14 protein-coding genes and 1 tRNA gene are annotated in these 15,179 nt (G+C 62.4%); all 15 read right to left on the bottom strand.

Annotated elements, in window-relative coordinates; translation table 11 throughout:
- Nucleotides 1-563: 563 nt before the first annotated feature.
- Nucleotides 564-636: transfer RNA gene (locus ACTQWD_RS06870), tRNA-Phe, on the bottom strand.
- Nucleotides 637-794: 158 nt separating this feature from the next.
- Complete coding sequence (locus ACTQWD_RS06865; protein ID WP_441559602.1) at nt 795-1,154, bottom strand: DUF192 domain-containing protein; 360 nt, start codon at nt 1,152-1,154, stop codon at nt 795-797.
- Entirely contained in the window at nt 1,151-1,627 is a 477-nt protein-coding gene (locus ACTQWD_RS06860; protein ID WP_441054321.1) for a hypothetical protein, read from the bottom strand. Before ACTQWD_RS06860 ends, ACTQWD_RS06865 begins: the two co-directional genes overlap by 4 nt.
- A complete protein-coding gene (locus tag ACTQWD_RS06855) occupies nt 1,627-3,687 on the bottom strand; it encodes a hypothetical protein (RefSeq protein ID WP_441054323.1) in 2,061 nt (686 codons plus the stop codon). The genes ACTQWD_RS06860 and ACTQWD_RS06855 overlap by 1 nt, the downstream gene beginning before the upstream one ends.
- A 76-nt stretch (nt 3,688-3,763) precedes the next feature.
- Nucleotides 3,764-4,300, bottom strand: a complete 537-nt coding sequence (locus tag ACTQWD_RS06850) for a TadE/TadG family type IV pilus assembly protein (RefSeq protein ID WP_441054325.1) — start codon at nt 4,298-4,300, stop codon at nt 3,764-3,766.
- Entirely contained in the window at nt 4,236-4,454 is a 219-nt protein-coding gene (locus ACTQWD_RS06845; RefSeq protein WP_154517649.1) for a hypothetical protein, read from the bottom strand. The genes ACTQWD_RS06850 and ACTQWD_RS06845 overlap by 65 nt, the downstream gene beginning before the upstream one ends.
- Nucleotide 4,455: 1 nt before the next feature.
- Nucleotides 4,456-4,848 (bottom strand): hypothetical protein, encoded by a 393-nt coding sequence (locus ACTQWD_RS06840; protein ID WP_441559601.1) that lies wholly within the window; start codon nt 4,846-4,848, stop codon nt 4,456-4,458.
- Between the two features lie 131 nt (nt 4,849-4,979).
- On the bottom strand, nt 4,980-5,213 hold the full coding sequence (locus ACTQWD_RS06835; RefSeq protein ID WP_427719148.1) for a hypothetical protein: 234 nt from the start codon (nt 5,211-5,213) through the stop codon (nt 4,980-4,982).
- Between the two features lie 10 nt (nt 5,214-5,223).
- Nucleotides 5,224-5,865: a type II secretion system F family protein gene (locus ACTQWD_RS06830; protein WP_441559600.1), complete on the bottom strand. Its 642-nt coding sequence runs from the start codon at nt 5,863-5,865 to the stop codon at nt 5,224-5,226.
- On the bottom strand, nt 5,862-6,788 hold the full coding sequence (locus ACTQWD_RS06825; RefSeq protein WP_441559599.1) for a type II secretion system F family protein: 927 nt from the start codon (nt 6,786-6,788) through the stop codon (nt 5,862-5,864). Before ACTQWD_RS06825 ends, ACTQWD_RS06830 begins: the two co-directional genes overlap by 4 nt.
- Nucleotides 6,761-8,089, bottom strand: a complete 1,329-nt coding sequence (locus ACTQWD_RS06820; protein ID WP_427795920.1) for a CpaF family protein — start codon at nt 8,087-8,089, stop codon at nt 6,761-6,763. Before ACTQWD_RS06820 ends, ACTQWD_RS06825 begins: the two co-directional genes overlap by 28 nt.
- Complete coding sequence (locus ACTQWD_RS06815; protein ID WP_441559603.1) at nt 8,086-9,723, bottom strand: AAA family ATPase; 1,638 nt, start codon at nt 9,721-9,723, stop codon at nt 8,086-8,088. Before ACTQWD_RS06815 ends, ACTQWD_RS06820 begins: the two co-directional genes overlap by 4 nt.
- Nucleotides 9,723-10,382 carry a Flp pilus assembly protein CpaB gene (cpaB, locus tag ACTQWD_RS06810; protein ID WP_427719097.1) on the bottom strand — a complete coding sequence of 220 codons (660 nt, stop codon included), beginning with the start codon at nt 10,380-10,382 and terminating at the stop codon, nt 9,723-9,725. The genes ACTQWD_RS06815 and cpaB overlap by 1 nt, the downstream gene beginning before the upstream one ends.
- Nucleotides 10,383-10,639: 257 nt before the next feature.
- Complete coding sequence (gene rsgA / locus ACTQWD_RS06805) at nt 10,640-11,593, bottom strand: ribosome small subunit-dependent GTPase A (RefSeq protein WP_427748315.1); 954 nt, start codon at nt 11,591-11,593, stop codon at nt 10,640-10,642.
- Between the two features lie 486 nt (nt 11,594-12,079).
- Nucleotides 12,080-14,761: a cation-translocating P-type ATPase gene (locus ACTQWD_RS06800; protein WP_441559598.1), complete on the bottom strand. Its 2,682-nt coding sequence runs from the start codon at nt 14,759-14,761 to the stop codon at nt 12,080-12,082.
- Between the last annotated feature and the right edge of the window lie 418 nt (nt 14,762-15,179).

Raw genomic sequence — 15,179 nt, 5'->3', positions numbered from 1 at the left:
CCGATACAATACGGAGAGGCGCAGCGATGCGCTCGGCGGCCGCACGCCGGCCGAGTTCCGCGCCGCGCTGGGAAGGGCCGCGTAACGGTCCAAGAAATCGTCCGCAGTCCCATTGAAATTCTGGGATGCGTTTTCCGCGGGTCCACATAAAAGAAAAGGACCCCTTTGCAGAGGTCCTAGTCAATTCAAGGTGGCGGGGAAGGGAATCGCGTCCGCGCGCTTCGCGGACGGACCGCTGCGGCGCTTGCGCGCCTTGCGAGCTACGCTGGCAAACGCTATCGCGTTTCCTCAGCTCCGCGCCCTCACGGGGTTCGATTCCGTGCGGGGGCTACATAAAAGAAAAGGACCCCTTCGCAGAGGTCCTAGTCAATTCAAGGTGGCGGGGAAGGGAATCGCGTCCGCGCGCTGCGCGGACGGACCGCTGCGGCGCTTGCGCGCCTTGCGAGCTACGCTGGCAAACGCTATCGCGTTTCCTCAGCTCCGCGCCCTCTCGGGGTTCGATTCCGTGCGGGGGCTACATAAAAGAAAAGGACCCCTTTGCAGAGGTCCTAGTCAATTCAAGGTGGCGGGGAAGGGAATCGAACCCCTGACACGAGGATTTTCAGTCCTCTGCTCTACCAACTGAGCTACCCAGCCATTTGAGGTGTGCCTTGTTTCAAGGCTTGATTAGTATAACCAAGGACGCGCTCCGGTCAACCGAGAATTTGAAAAAAGTTTTTGGACACCGCCTCGGTTCTGTAAAGCAGCACGTCAGAGACATCAACCGGCCGCAAGAAGTTTTTCGCTCAGGGCCTTCAAGCCTGCACTCGTTGCAAGACAGTGGGCGATACAAAGACTGAAGGGCGTTCCAGCACCGCCCAAGCACCGGGACAGGAGCACATGCGCCAGGGGCGGACATTTTCGTAGCGTGCAAGGATATTGCCGCTGCAATCAATAAAGGCAATGTCGATGGGATAAGCCATAAAACAGGTGTGGACCGAAGAGCAGGACGGAAACGCCATGACGAGCGGCAGTCCGTCAGCCGTAATCGGCACGAGGCCCAGCATGCCGCGCAAGCGTGCGCCAAAAGATTCTGCCACCATAAACTCTGCCGGCGACCAACCGAGCCTATTGAGCGCACGCACGTAGGCGATATAAGACAAGACGGCGCTCACATGACCACCCCCGGTCGCCACGGATCGACCGTAACCGCGCGCTCGTGCGACAGCTTCGCCGGCGTCCCCAGAGAAACGCCGGCAATGCTGAGCAATCTAGGCCACGGCTCATAGTACATGACGCAGGCATAGGTCCTAAACGTCCCGGACAGAGAGAGCAAGCCGTCGTCAGACGACGCCGAACTCTGCTCGCTCGAGACCTCGACCTGCAGATTATAGCCCTGCATAGCCGCCTGAATCTCGGACTGGACACGCACCGAGGCATCGACAGAGCTCTTGTCGCCCTCCCCTTCCGGCGCCACAGCGTGCGCCAGCACGATATCGGGCACCACGCGATCGAAGCGCGCAACGGCGCCAGCAAAGACCATGACGTTGTACACAATGAGCGCAAGCGCCAGCAAAACGGGAGCGACCACGGCCATCTCGACCGTCGCCTGGGCGCGCTCCTCGTACAAGACTGCACCAACGCCCATTACGATCCACCGCCCAAGGCGCCCGCCAGCGTAGCGACATCGACGGTAAGCGGGATGGAACCACCGCCGGGCAGAGGAATCTCCGCAAGTATGAACACCGTACCGCTAATGGTGCGTTCGACTTGATATTCCAACGCCTCGCAAAGCGCCTTGGGATCGGTCACGCCCAACGGAATACTTCGCAGTTTGTCTTGCGCTTGAGAGAGACCGGCAATGTCAGACCCCGGACTCTTAATGACGTTAGCGGAATCGGTCAGCACCGGCTTTCGCAGGCGCAAGTCGCACGGTTCCAAACCCAGCGCCGCCACGGACGCCGAAACGGTATCGCCGAGCCACGATGCAATGGAGCCCAACGCGCCGCTGCCCCCTCCTAGGTCTTTAATCATCTCGTCCATAAGTTCGTCGGCCGAACCTTGGACGTCTCCGTATCCCACAAGCAGGCGTCCCCAAACATCCATGACGCCATCGAGTACGCCGGCAACGCCGCCCGAGCGCTCTTCCAGTGTCGAGAAAAACCGCGAGAGCACGTTGTTTTGCGCCGTCGCGTTATCGGGAGCCAAAACCGCGGCAGAGATTGCACCGCGACTGCCGAGCGTAACCGGCTTATTGAATGAAGAGTTGAGCTTACCGGGACTGGTCATATCGCCCGAGACTGCAAAGGCAACCACGCCGTTGCGACCGGGCGGAGCGATACGCGGACGCTCGCCCGAAAGCGCTTTAATGGCCTGGTCAAACGCATTACCCGCGCGATCGGCCTCGTCCTCGGTCTGACGCTCAAGTTCGAGTTCTTTGTTGCGGCAGTCGACGTAGTCTTCCAGGGCGTCTTTGAACTTGTCAAAGTGGTATTCGAAGCCGTTTTCGATAGAAGTCGAAGGCGCTGCAACGGCACCGAGCGACGAAACGCCAAAATGGCATCTGTTGCATCTGTCCTGCCCGTCATAATCAGCAACCGAGGCTAACCCGCCTGGCGACCCCTTCTTATAGTTGGGGCAACTCGTTCCGTAATGCAGATACGTCTTGTCATCGATGGTACTAATTGGCCACGCCGCATCGGTATAGAGTTCCGTCGCTCGCACCTCTTCAGAGTTGCGCGGCAACAGCGGGATATGGGAAGTGACTTCATCTCCGTCCTCGGTTACATATGCACGATTGACCTCTGTACTCGCATAGGTGTAAAACGCCTTGCGCGCCGCCGACTCCGCCTTCGTCTCGACGCTTGAGCCCTGAGGTGCCTCGTTTGCAAGGCGCGAGCGGTAATAGGCCTTCGCGCGATCGAGCGCCACTTGCGGCTCCCATGTGACACTCGAGGCATAGTGCGGATTCTCAATATCCGAAAGCTTCGCCAAGCTCCTCGCGCGTTCCCACATGCACGAACAGCTTCCGACTGCGCCTCTGTCCGATCCGCCGCAGTCGGCAAGCCAGGCGCGTTCCTTGGCCTTTGACGTTTTCTCGGACGCTTTCTTCAGTTCCTTGGCAGCATAGTCAAGGTCTTTTGAGGCGCTCTCGACGGCATCGGTCGAGATCTCTGACCCTTTGAGCGCAGCGAAGTCCGACTCGGATGTCTTGGGCACGGCGAGCGCTGTGCCGGTATAGGTCACGTTATCGGTATCCTGCGCCGAAACAGCCTGCGTAGCTCGCGCGGCAACCAGATATGGCAGAGCCGTTTCGACTTTTTGCAAACCCTCCGACGCACTTTTGGCAAACCTATTGCGCGTTTTAATAATCTCAATCCCGGTATCGACCATATCGCTTGCGGCTATTTTCCCACCCGGCACCAGCATGGCAACCAAGCCGGTGCCGATTGTGGCAAACCCCGCCAGGCCCAAGCTCAAAATGCTCGCATCCACCACCGTGGCCGCTGTATGGTAGGACGATATCACGTTGGCACCCGCCAGAGCACCGCTATCGGCCGCCACCTGGGTATCCCCGGCACGCGACATACTCCATATCGCCGCCGTCGACGAAAACAGCAGCGTAAGCACCACAAGTATGACGACCGCCGAAGAAAGCGTAGTGTAGGCACCGTCCTCGATAAACAAGTCGATACCGGAGCGGCCCATGAAGCCGCCCCGCTTGCGGCGGGCATTCGACCGGCAACGACACACGAGCCCTCGCATCATTCGCAGCAGGCGACGCCTAATCCCACGCGGCAATCCACGAATCATAGTCTCCCTCCAGCCATCCGGGACGCGATCGATACGAAACGTCGACTTTCAACTCAACATTTCCTCCTCTCCCCACATTGCCCATGGCCTGCGCGAACGCGCCGATCACGGGCAGCGGCTTTACATCACCCGCGATAGATACAGACGAAACGCCCCCTGCGCCCGCCCGGCCAAGCTCGATATCCCACGACAGCGGTCCGCCGGCGTGAAAGATCGAGACATCGGGCACCGCGGCGAGACGGCGGCGGGCAAACTCCTTGAGGTCGTCGTCCTCCGCCGTCGTCGTGGTCATGAGCCGCGCCGTCTCGGCGGCGGCAGACTCCATGACCGCACGCGTATAGAGCAGGCACACCGGCTGCAGCGCAAGCAGGATGAGCGTCAAAAACGTCGGCAGCAAAAAAGCGGCCTCGACCGTGGACTGCGCCCAATCCTCGCGCGCGATATCAATAGAGCGCGATGTCTTTGGCGCCTGCGGCGGCGTCGATAACCGATGTCGAGGCGACGCCATGGGACGCCGCCCGTGCAGCCAACGCCGCCAAGCGTCCGTCGGTGCCGGCGCGCCAAAGCCCCGCAATCGCCAGCACGATGGAAAGCAGCGCCATGGTGACGATGGCGTACTCAACGGTCGATTGGGCAGACTCCTCGCGCAAGACGTCAAGCATTTCACGATCCCTCCTTTGACCCCGATGCTTGCGGAACCAAGCGCACCGCGCGTAAGCGGCACGAGGCGTCGCCGGCATCCGCGGCAACCGTCACCATGTCGACCCAGCCGCGCCCATCGCGCACGATGGCGCCCCATACGTTGCCCTTGATGTCGAGGTAACCGCTTAGAGCGAGCTGGGCTGTGGGCACCTCGCGATAGACACGCAACAGGTCCGCGGCAGCCTCGGTCATCGGTCGCTCCTCGGCCCATGTCAGCCGGGCTGCGACTGCGTTGTCCGCAGATGGACCCGCCGCAGCATCCGCCCGTTCGTCGAGGGCGCGCAGAAAAGTTTGTGCCGTGACGGCGGCATCCCTGTCGGCCGTGTCCCGCGCTTTGTCATCGGGAGGCGCCACCGCGCCCGAGCTCCCATCCGCGACGGCCCCAGAACGCTGCTGCCGCACGGCATTCAGCCCCCAGAGCGTCGCCGCTATCGCCACAATCAGGCAAGCGAGCACCAGCAGCACGCCAACAGAATGCCCGCCTTCTACAGGCTGTTGATGCCGTCTTTGATCGCGTTCCATAGCTTTTCGACGTTGCCCTTAAATGCAACGATGGCAATGATCGCGATTACCACGAGCACGCCGACCAAGATGGCGTACTCGGTGGTACCCTGCGCGCTTTCCTCCTGCACCAGCGCCTTGGCACGTTGACAGGAACGCATTGCACGGTAAAGCGTCCGGCTCCAAACCCTACCCATAACGTCAGCCATTTTGTTCATGTATTCCTCCCTACATCATCCCGCCTGCTCCCAGCAGCGGGCCCAATATGGATAACAGCAGTGCCGGCAAGATGAGCGTGCCGGTGGGAATCAGCAGCTTGACGGGCGCTCGTTCAATCTCGCGCTCGACCGCGGCACGATGGGCGGCGCGGATCTCGCGACTTTGGACAGCAAGGGTCTCGGCAAGCGGGGCACCCAGGGCGAGCGCTTGACCCACCGTAATGGCAAAGGTCTCGAGCGCCCGCACGTCCAGGTCCTGCGCGGCCGCCAACAACTCGTCCTCGCGCGCTCCCACGCCCACCTGCCACGCCATGCATGCCCGTTCAAGCCGAACAGTCAGCGCCGATCGACGATTGGCGCAAAAGATCTCGAGCGCCGCATCGAACGAAAGGCCGGCGGAAAGCCCCAGGCGCACCACATCAATCATCTCGGACACCTCACCGAGCGAAACCTGCGCTGAGTTGTCCACGCCAAATGCGCCCCTCACCCGCGCAATAGCGGCATCGATCACCGAATGGGCCGCAGCAACGACCAGCACCGCCTCGCCCCTGAAAATCTCCATGGTCTTGCGCACATCCGAGCGCTCCAGGCCCGTCGCGACAAATACGCCGAAGGCGCACAGGCAAGCCGCGGCGGCAACCAGGGCGCTCACAGCTCCACCCGCATAATGCGCCGGATAACCACCAGGGCGACGCCGTTAAGGGCAAGCCCCAGAACCACGGCGCCGGCGCCTACCGGCGTTGCGAGACCGTAGCGAAAATCTGCCGAAAGCAGGGCCAGCACCGCGCACATACCCGCCGGCATCGCCGCGACCATATGCGCCGACATGCGCGCCTGCGACGTTTTGACATCCAGGCGGCGCTTGAGCTCGATACGCTCCCCCACCATGCTCGACGCCTCGGACAGCAGATTGGCAAGCGGGGCACCGGTCCGCTGCGACACCTTGAGCGCCAACGTGACAAGCGAAAGTCCGGGGGCGTCGATGCGGACAAGCAGGTCGTCGAGCGCATCGGCAGCCGAAATGCCACAGTCGATCGCCGCCGCCACCCGCAGAAACTCGGTATGCACCGGCTCTTGCGCGTGAGCGCCCACAAACCGCATGCCCTGGGCCAGCGAATGTCCCGAGGCAAGCGACATGGAGAGTGCCGTAAAGGCCTCGGGCATAGCTTCCTCCACATCGCGCTGCTCGCGTCGGTGGTCAAAGATGTCGCGTGCGGCGCCCGCGGCAAAGGGCGCAACCGCCCCCAAAACAAAGCCGATGGGCGATAGCGACACCACGGCAAGTGCAAGGCAGCAGACGCCACTCGATAGCAACAGGAACGCTAAGCGTGAAGCATCATCCTCAACGACAAGACCGATGCGGCGCACGGGAACCAACGATACCCAGGAGCGGGCGATCTTTTTCAGCAGATCATTTTTCACCAGCTCGCGTGGCAGCTTCTCGGCCGCCGTCTCGAGCGTCTGGCGCACCAGCTCCGCCGGCGGCACCCTCGGCACATGAGGCTCCACTCCGCATACCGTCGCGACCGAAAACCCGGCAAGGCCCCCTACGACGAGGGGCACAACGACCTCCATTCGTCCACCTCCTCCTGTGTAAGCGTTCCCGAGCGCAAGCCCTCTGCGATAAACGGCGGCTCGCGGTTGAGGGTCCAGGTACGCTCGGCGGCATCGAAGGTCACGTAGCGCTCGAGTTCCACGCCACCCGACGCGCCGCGTCGCACCCCCGAATAGGAGGACACAAAACGCCGGCCGTCCGCATGGCGCTCGGACATCACGATGCCGTCAAGCGCCATAGCGATTTGTTCCTCGATAAGCTCGCTCGGCAGATCGATGCCATAGCGCGCAAGCAGCGTCAAACGCACCACGGTCTCTTGCTCGGTGCCCGCATGAAGCGTGGTGAGCGACCCATCGTGCCCGGTGTTCATGGCCTGCAGCATGTCGCAACATTCCGCACCGCGTACCTCACCCACCACAATACGGTCGGGACGCATACGCAGGGCGTTGGTCACCAGGTCGCGGATTGTCACCGCACCCTCACCCTCAATTGAAGCCTCGCGCGCCTCCAGGCGAACCACATGCGGGTGATGCGCGAACTTGAGCTCGGCGGAATCCTCGATCGTCACGATGCGCTCGCCGGTAGATATCTCGCACGATAGCGCGTTGAGCAGCGTAGTCTTGCCCGACCCCGTACCGCCCGCAACCGCCAAATCTTGGCGCAGCGACACCGCACACGAAAGCAGTTGCGCATACCAAAGCGGCAGCGACCCCAGGCCCACAAGCTCGTCCAACGAACAGATGCGATCCGAGAACTTGCGGATAGTGAGGATCGGCCCATCGATCGCCACGGGCGGAATCACCGCGTTGACGCGATAACCCGTCTTGAGGCGGGCGTTGACGATGGGACTGCGCTCGTCGATACGCCTGCCCAGCGGTGAGATGATGCGGTCGATGAGCACGCGAATCTGCTCGTCATCCTCAAACGCATGCTCGATGGGGTATAAGACTCCGCCGCGCTCAAAGAAAGCCGAGCGGCAACCGTTGACCATAATCTCGGTGACGGTGTCGTCCTCGATGAGCGGCTGCAGCGGGCCCAAGCCCACCACGTCATCCAAGATCTCGTTGATGATGGTCTCACGCTCGGGCGTCGCCAGGTCGGTCGGTTCTTCCACGTTGAGTGCCGCCTCCACCGCAGGACGCAATTCCGAGCGGGCAAGAACCGGATCGATGTAGGCACTGATGCGTGCCACCTCGTCGTAGCCCACGCGGTCCATCACGGCCCGCTTGGTGCGGCGCTTGACCGCACGGCGCCATCCCACATCGACAGGTGCCGTCGCCGCTGCCGCACCGGCTGCTTTGATTCTCGTTTGCAGGCTCATCGGCAATCACCCTCACGCGACCAGGGAAGGCGGATGCGCGGGCGTTCGGTGCGCGTTGCACGGTCGGCGACCATATCGCTCCAAGGCCCTACGGCGCACCCCAGTTCCACGAGCATCTCACGCGTGGCCTCGCGTACGCTGGTCGCAAAAGCGCTGGTCTGCCCCACTGCCTCGTCAGCGCGCCCAAACGCCATGAGCGCGGCGAGATCCTGCCCGCCATCGGCGATACGAATCTTGGAGCTCAACGCACAGGCAATCTCAAAGCGCATGGCGACATCCTCGTCCGCCCCACGCGCGCCAAATCGGTTGAATACGGCGCTCATGCGCGTGCGCGGCACGCCCACACGGCTCGCCAGCTCAATGACGCGCGCTGCAGACGTCGCGGAAGAAACTGCCGCATCACCCACGACAAGGCAACGGTCGCACGCCGCCACCGCAGCCGCCACGGCATCGCCCCAAAAGACCGAGGTATCGATAAGGACCACGTCGGACTCACGACGCAAGATATCGAGCAGCAGCTCTACCGGACGCGCCATGAGCTCGGCGCGCTCGGGCGCTGCGACAGGCCCCCAAAGCGTAACGCCTGGGGCAACGCGCATCGATGCAGCGACCACGTCTTGCTCCGCAAGTGCGCCCGCGACCGACGGCTCGATAAGTGTCGCCATGTCATGCGGGGCATCGGCGCCCAGCAAGTCATAGAGATTTCCAAACATTAGGTCCAAATCGAGTACGGCAGCTCGCAGACCCAGCAACGAAGCGGCATGCGCCATCGTGGCGACAATCGTCGATTTGCCACATCCGCCCGATCCCGAGACGGCGCAGATGACCGGAGCTCGATGCGACGTCGACGCAGTGTCTGCCAGCGGTGCAGGGGCTGACGACGTGGGCGGCAACGTCCCCGTCTCGCCAGCCGCACCCAAGTGCTGCGTCCACGCCGGCACGGCAGGCTGCTCAAACGGTAGGGGCGGAACTGGGGATTCCGCTGTCACGTCGACGTGCGGACCATCACCCGCGACAAGGCCCTCGACCTCATCGAGTCCATCGGCCAGGCTCACGCCGTGCACGTATCCCATATCTACGGCCAGGAGGTCTTCACCATACGGCACCGACGCTCCGGCGTCATCACATGCAAGGGGGCCCGGGGGGCGCCGAACATGCTCGGCTTCCGCTTTCCCATAGTCATCAACACGCGGGCCTCTTGTAGCGCGAGGCGCCCCGGGTTCCCTATCAACAAAAACATCGGGCTCAGGCGACACGCGCCAATCGGAATCAACCGCTCCCTCGCCCACATGTCCGCTGCCGCATATGCTGTGCGCAGCGATGACCTCGGTCGCCCCCGCGCGAAACAGCCCCTCGATATCCGACGGATCGAGCGCCTCTATCAACACGACGACGCGGCTCACGCGTCCTTCGGCAGTCAGGCGCGCGACGGTCTCTCGCACATCTTTAGTATCAAACAGGGATGCCGCGATAATGGCAGCGCCACGGCGCGAAGGAAACGCCCGAGCCATAGACACCAACCCGTCTAGGTCGCCCACGCGAAGCACCTGCGCGCCCGCATCGCGGCCCTCGACTTCCAGCTGCAGCAGTCCGTAATCGCCACACGCGCAGCACGCAAGCCAGATCGCTTTCATCACTCGTCGCCTCCGCTCTTTTTGCCGCGTGCCGTGGCGGGAATCGTCAAGCTGACCGTTCCCTTGCCCGAGGCTCCCAGCAATTCCTTGACGTCTTTGGGGTCGGCCGCCAGCGTCACCCACTCGACCTTGCCTTCGCGCGTGGCACCGGCCTCGTCGCTGGTATCGATCACATACGCGCCGCACAGCCGGTCGGTCACGCCGTCTTTTTGCACGTACACATCCACGTAGCTGCCCACGCCTGCGGCTCCGCCCACCGAATGCTCGGCATCGACCGCCACCGAAACGGCAACCTTGCCCTTGGGCACCTCGAGCGTATGGCTCTCGGCTTTGGTGTAGACATCGCAGACCACGGCATTTTTGGGAATACGCGAGGTCGTCACGTCGCCACGTACCTGGCGCAGTTCGGTCGCCGCATCGCGCGGCAGCAGGCTCGCGAGCCACTCTTGGGTTACGACATTGGTCTCGTCGAGGGTCTCACCCACATCGATATCACGTGCGGCAACGCAAACTTCGACGCGATCGCCGCCGTATTTGGCCAAGGTTTCGGCCTGGGCCTGCTCAGCCCGCGAACGAACCGATGACCCGTAAACCATGCAGAGTGCCGCGGCGAGCACGCCCGCTGCCAGACTGATGGCGATGCGCTTGCTCTTGTTCACGGCAGCTCCTCTCAAGACAGCACTGGGCGGATGGGATGCCCGTACCACTATTGTCCGAGCGGCCAAGCAACAAAACAGCGCGATCACCATCTTGGTTTTAAGTGTCAAACCAATTACCAGCCAAGAGCTGACCAACCCGTCAAGCCCGCGGCAAGGTTTTGGTCAGCGCGTCGGCAAAACGCTCATTTAAGGGCGCATCGCCAGTAAAAAAGCCGCCTCCCGCACAGTTGGAAGACGGCTGTCATAGATAAATTCAATTACAGATGGACATCGGGATCGAGCATTTGGGCACTCACACGCATGGATGACGCCAAGTTTTGGAACGTTTCCAGGCGCAGGCCATCGATCTGCCCGGCATCGGCGGCCTCGCGAACGGCGCAGCCCGGTTCGTGGGTATGCGTGCAGTCGCCAAACCGACACGCACGCGACGCCTCGACGATCTCGGGGAAGGCACGCGCTAGGCCCCGCTCGTGACCAACGAGTGGCAAACTGCGCAGGCCCGGAGCGTCGGCAATGACGCCGGCGTCGCCCGGCAGCGCCACCATCACTCGCGCGACCGTGGTATGGCGGCCTTGGTCGTCGCGCTCGCGCACACCACCGGTAGCCAGTGCATCGTGGCCCAGCAGCGCATTGAGCAGCGTCGACTTTCCGGCCCCCGACTCACCCAGGATCATGGCGCACGTTCCCGCCGGAACACAGGCGCGCACCTCATCCAAACCACGGCCTTCGGCAGAGGACGTCACGATCACGCGCACGTCCGGGCCCACCAGACGGCGCACGCGATCCAGATCGCGCTCGAGTTCCGCGGCCTCGCAGCGGTCGGCCTTGGTAAGCACCACCACCGGCTCGGCATCGCAGTCGAGCGCCAAAACCAGCGAGCGCGCCACGCGGTCGAGCAGCACCTCGCCGGCGCCAAGTGCCTGCACGATCAGCACGCTATCCACGTTGGAACAAAGCACCTGACGCTCGCCGCGGGCGCGGCCACGCCAACGCTCAAAACTCGTGCGTCGCGGCAGGACGCATTCGATTACGCCCATGTCGTGCCCGGGTGCACGACGCACCGCCACACGGTCGCCCACAGCCGGCAGCAGTACCTCGTCCTCGCCGCGCGACTTGGCAAACCCCACGGCATGCTCGGCACGAAAGGTATCGTCGGCCGTCACCACCAGCGGAAACCCGCGATCTAAGCGCACCACGGCGCCCAGTTGCATCTGCTCGGGCTCCTCGGCTTGGGCGCAAAAATCGTCAAATGCTGCCTGCTGAGCCGCGGCGACCGGCAGATCGCCAAACGCCGGAACATCCTGCAGCGCATCGAGTCCCGGCACGCTCGCCAGCAGCTCCTCGGCAGACGCGGGGGCTTCGGTCGCAAGCTTCCGACGACGATCACGCTTGGCTCGCGCCCCCGTCGTCTTTTTCTTCGCCTTAGCCCTAGCTTTACCCACAAGCGCCTCCCAGCACCACAAATCACAACTGAGCAGGTATTTTAAATCAAAAAGAGCTGGCCGGGCAAAGCCCGACCAGCTCACATACTTTCCCTCAGCCCTTTATCATCCGCGCGGGAGAAAAGCCAGCAAGGATACCGCAGGGCCCGCCCCGGAAGCCCTTTCTCCCGAACGATCCCGCAGCGCGAAGCGCGAGGACCAGCGAAGAAGAAACCCCGCAGGCGGTCGGGCCGGTGGGAAGGATGGCCTTTCGACCTACTCTTTCTCGACTGCGCGCATGATCGCCTTGTAGATCTCCATCAGCGGAATGATCAGGAAGGCAAGGCCCAGCGCGGCGATAACACCCTTGAGCTCAAGCGTCACGGGGCCAAAGAACATCTCGGCAAGCGTCGGCTGCACGGTTACGATCACCGTCAGCACCAGCGCCAGCGCGGCAGAGGCCCACAGCCACTTGTTCTGCTTCTTCATCTTAAACAGCGACGTGCGGCGGCTGCGCATGTTAAAGCAGTGGAAGATCTCGACCATGTTGAGCGTGATGAAGGCCATCATCACGCCTTCCTCGTCGGCGACGCCGGCGATCATATCGGAGATGTGGATGTAGCCCATGTCAAAGTACACGCCCACAAAGAAGCTCGCCAGCACCAGCGCGGAAATGATCAAGCCCTGGACCACGCAGTCCAGGCCCATATTGCCGGCAAAGACGCCGTCCTTGGCGTTGCGCGGCTTGCGCTTCATGATGTCGCCCTCGGCATCCTCCATGCCCAGCGCGAGCGCGGGGAAGCAGTCGGTGACCAGGTTCACCCACAGCAGCTGCACCGGCTGGAAGATGGTAAAGCCGATGAGCGTGGCGATAAACACCGAGAACACCTCGGCAAGGTTGGCCGAAAGAAGGAACTGGATGACCTTGCGGATGTTGTCGTAGATGCGGCGACCCTCTTCGCAGGCACCGATGATGGTGGCGAAGTTGTCGTCGGCAAGCACCATGTCGGCAACGTTCTTGGTAACGTCGGTACCGGTGATACCCATGCCGACGCCGATGTCGGCGCGCTTGATGGACGGGGCGTCGTTGACGCCGTCACCCGTCATGGCCACGATCTGGTCGCGCGACTTCCAAGCCTCGACGATGCGGGTCTTGTGCTCGGGCTGGACGCGGGCGTACACGCCGTAGTCCTCGATGTGCGCGTCGAGTTCCTCGTCGCTCATGCGATCGAGGTCGGCACCGGTGATGGCATGGCTGCGATCGGTGACGATACCCAGTTGCTTGGCGATGGCCACGGCGGTGTCGATGTGGTCGCCCGTGATCATGACGGTGCGGATACCGGCATCGTGGGCCTCGCGGATGGCGTCGGCGACCTCGGGGCGGACCGGGTCAATCATGCCGGACAGGCCGCAGAAGACCAGGTCGTGCTCGAGCGCGGCGGGGCTGCAGTCGCTCGGGACCTCGGTGTAGGTGCGGCTTGCCAGCGCCAGCACGCGCAGGGCCTCGTCGGCCATGGCCTTGTTGGCGGCCACGAGCTCGGCACGACGCTCCTCGGTCAGGGGGACGACCTTATCGCCCTCGTAGATGTGGGTGCACAGGCCGATCACCACGTCGGGCGCGCCCTTGGTGTATTGCTCGTACTCGCCGTCCAGGGTCTCAACGACCACGGACATCATCTTGCGGCCCGAGTCAAACGGGGCCTCGCCCACGCGCGGGTGCTCGGCAGTCAGACCAGTGAGGCCCGCCTTTCCGGCATCGTTGACGAGCGCGCACTCGGTCGGCTCGCCCACGGCCTCACCCAGTTCCTCGTCCCACTGGGCATCGGAGCACAGCGCCATACCTGCCAGGAACTTCTCCTTAGGCGCAGCAAGCTCGTGCTTGACGACGGTCATCTTGTTTTGGGTAAGGGTACCGGTCTTGTCGGAGCAGATGGTCTGCGTGCAGCCGAGAGTCTCGACGGCAGAGAGCTTGCGGATAATTGCCTGGCGCTTGGCCATCTTGGTCACGCCAAGCGACAGCACGATGGTCACGACGGCGACCAGGCCCTCGGGGATGGCAGCGACGGCGAGCGAGACGGCGACCATAAAGGTGTCGAGCAGGGCAGTCGGGTCGGTAAGGACGTTGCCCACGCCGTGGCGGACGATGTCGACGCCAAAGATCACGACGCAGATGACGATCACCATAATGGTGAGGATACGGCTGAGCTCGGCGAGCTTCACCTGCAGCGGCGTGAGCTCTTCCTTGGCCTCGGCCAGGGCACCGGCGATCTTGCCCATCTCGGTATCCATGCCGGTGCCGACCACGACGGCGCGGCCACGGCCGTACACAACGGTGGAGCCCATGTAGCACATGTTCTTGCGGTCGCCGAGCGGCACGTCATCGGTGCCCGCGGCAAGCTCGATCACGTTGGCGTGCTTCTCGACCGGCACCGACTCGCCGGTGAGCGCGGCCTCTTCGATCTTCATCGTGGCGCTCTCGAGCACGCGGCAGTCGGCCGGGACGGAGTCGCCCGCCTCGAGCATGATCACGTCGCCGGGTACGAGCTCGGCGCTCGGCAGGTGCACGAGTTTGCCGTCGCGTAGAACCTTGGACTGCGCCGCGCTCATCTCCTGAAGGGCCTCGAGGGCCTCCTCGCTCTTGGCTTCCTGGACCACGCCCAGCACCGAGTTGACGATAACGACGAACATGATGATGGCGACATCGGCAAAGTCCGCCTCGCCCTTAACCATGCCCGTGAGCGCGCTGATAACGGCGGCAACGATCAACATGATGACCATGGGGTCGGCCATCTGCTCAAAGAAACGCTTCCACAGCGGCGTCTTCTCGGCTTCCTCAAGCTTGTTAGGGCCTGTCTTGGCGAGGCGCGACGACGCCTCGTCGTTGCTCAGGCCGAGGTTCTCATCGACACCTTGGTCGCTGAGCACCTCCGCCGCGGCGGACAGGTATTCCTTTTGCATATAGAGTCCCCTCCTGGGATTCGGGCCACTCAGCAGATTGATGCCCGATCATAATTCCCAGGAGAAGGGCAAGGGCTCATCAAGGCTGCCGTGCTGAGCGGCAGTTGATAGTGGAGCTATGGTACCCCAAAGCGACGCGTCTAGCCAAAACAATCCATTTGGAAATATGGTCCGTATGCAACGATGCGGACCGTGTGATGCTCAATACTGATAAAACGTTTTTTCTTAGGCGCGTCGCCAAACTAAAATATCGCCCAGATAGCAGCGGTTAGAGCGGTTGGTAAAGTTTTTTCATATACCGTTTTTTCCGTAAAAGATGAACTTCTAATTCGGCATACGGTCGATTTTTTGGGGTATTCGGTCGGTATTTCGTTATAATCAACTCAGTTTTATTTCTTATGGTTTATCTATCAGCGCA

Origin of the sequence: Collinsella sp. LCP19S3_B6 (assembly GCF_052121815.1) — a bacterium.
Lineage (GTDB): Bacteria > Actinomycetota > Coriobacteriia > Coriobacteriales > Coriobacteriaceae > Collinsella.
Note: the sequence above shows the minus strand (reverse complement) of the source record. Positions and strands in the feature narration are given on the sequence as shown.

What these genes read in the sequence shown, in the direction of transcription:
- ACTQWD_RS06800 (WP_441559598.1), bottom strand. Translation starts at nt 14,761, where the DNA reads ATGCAAAAGGAATACCTGTCCGCCGCGGCGGAGGTGCTCAGCGACCAA.
- ACTQWD_RS06850 (WP_441054325.1), bottom strand. Translation starts at nt 4,300, where the DNA reads ATGGCGTCGCCTCGACATCGGTTATCGACGCCGCCGCAGGCGCCAAAG.
- ACTQWD_RS06820 (WP_427795920.1), bottom strand. Translation starts at nt 8,089, where the DNA reads ATGAGCCTGCAAACGAGAATCAAAGCAGCCGGTGCGGCAGCGGCGACG.
- ACTQWD_RS06845 (WP_154517649.1), bottom strand. Translation starts at nt 4,454, where the DNA reads ATGCTTGACGTCTTGCGCGAGGAGTCTGCCCAATCGACCGTTGAGTAC.
- ACTQWD_RS06815 (WP_441559603.1), bottom strand. Translation starts at nt 9,723, where the DNA reads ATGAAAGCGATCTGGCTTGCGTGCTGCGCGTGTGGCGATTACGGACTG.
- ACTQWD_RS06855 (WP_441054323.1), bottom strand. Translation starts at nt 3,687, where the DNA reads ATGGGCCGCTCCGGTATCGACTTGTTTATCGAGGACGGTGCCTACACT.
- rsgA (WP_427748315.1), bottom strand. Translation starts at nt 11,593, where the DNA reads ATGCAACTGGGCGCCGTGGTGCGCTTAGATCGCGGGTTTCCGCTGGTG.
- ACTQWD_RS06835 (WP_427719148.1), bottom strand. Translation starts at nt 5,213, where the DNA reads ATGAACAAAATGGCTGACGTTATGGGTAGGGTTTGGAGCCGGACGCTT.
- ACTQWD_RS06825 (WP_441559599.1), bottom strand. Translation starts at nt 6,788, where the DNA reads ATGGAGGTCGTTGTGCCCCTCGTCGTAGGGGGCCTTGCCGGGTTTTCG.
- ACTQWD_RS06860 (WP_441054321.1), bottom strand. Translation starts at nt 1,627, where the DNA reads ATGGGCGTTGGTGCAGTCTTGTACGAGGAGCGCGCCCAGGCGACGGTC.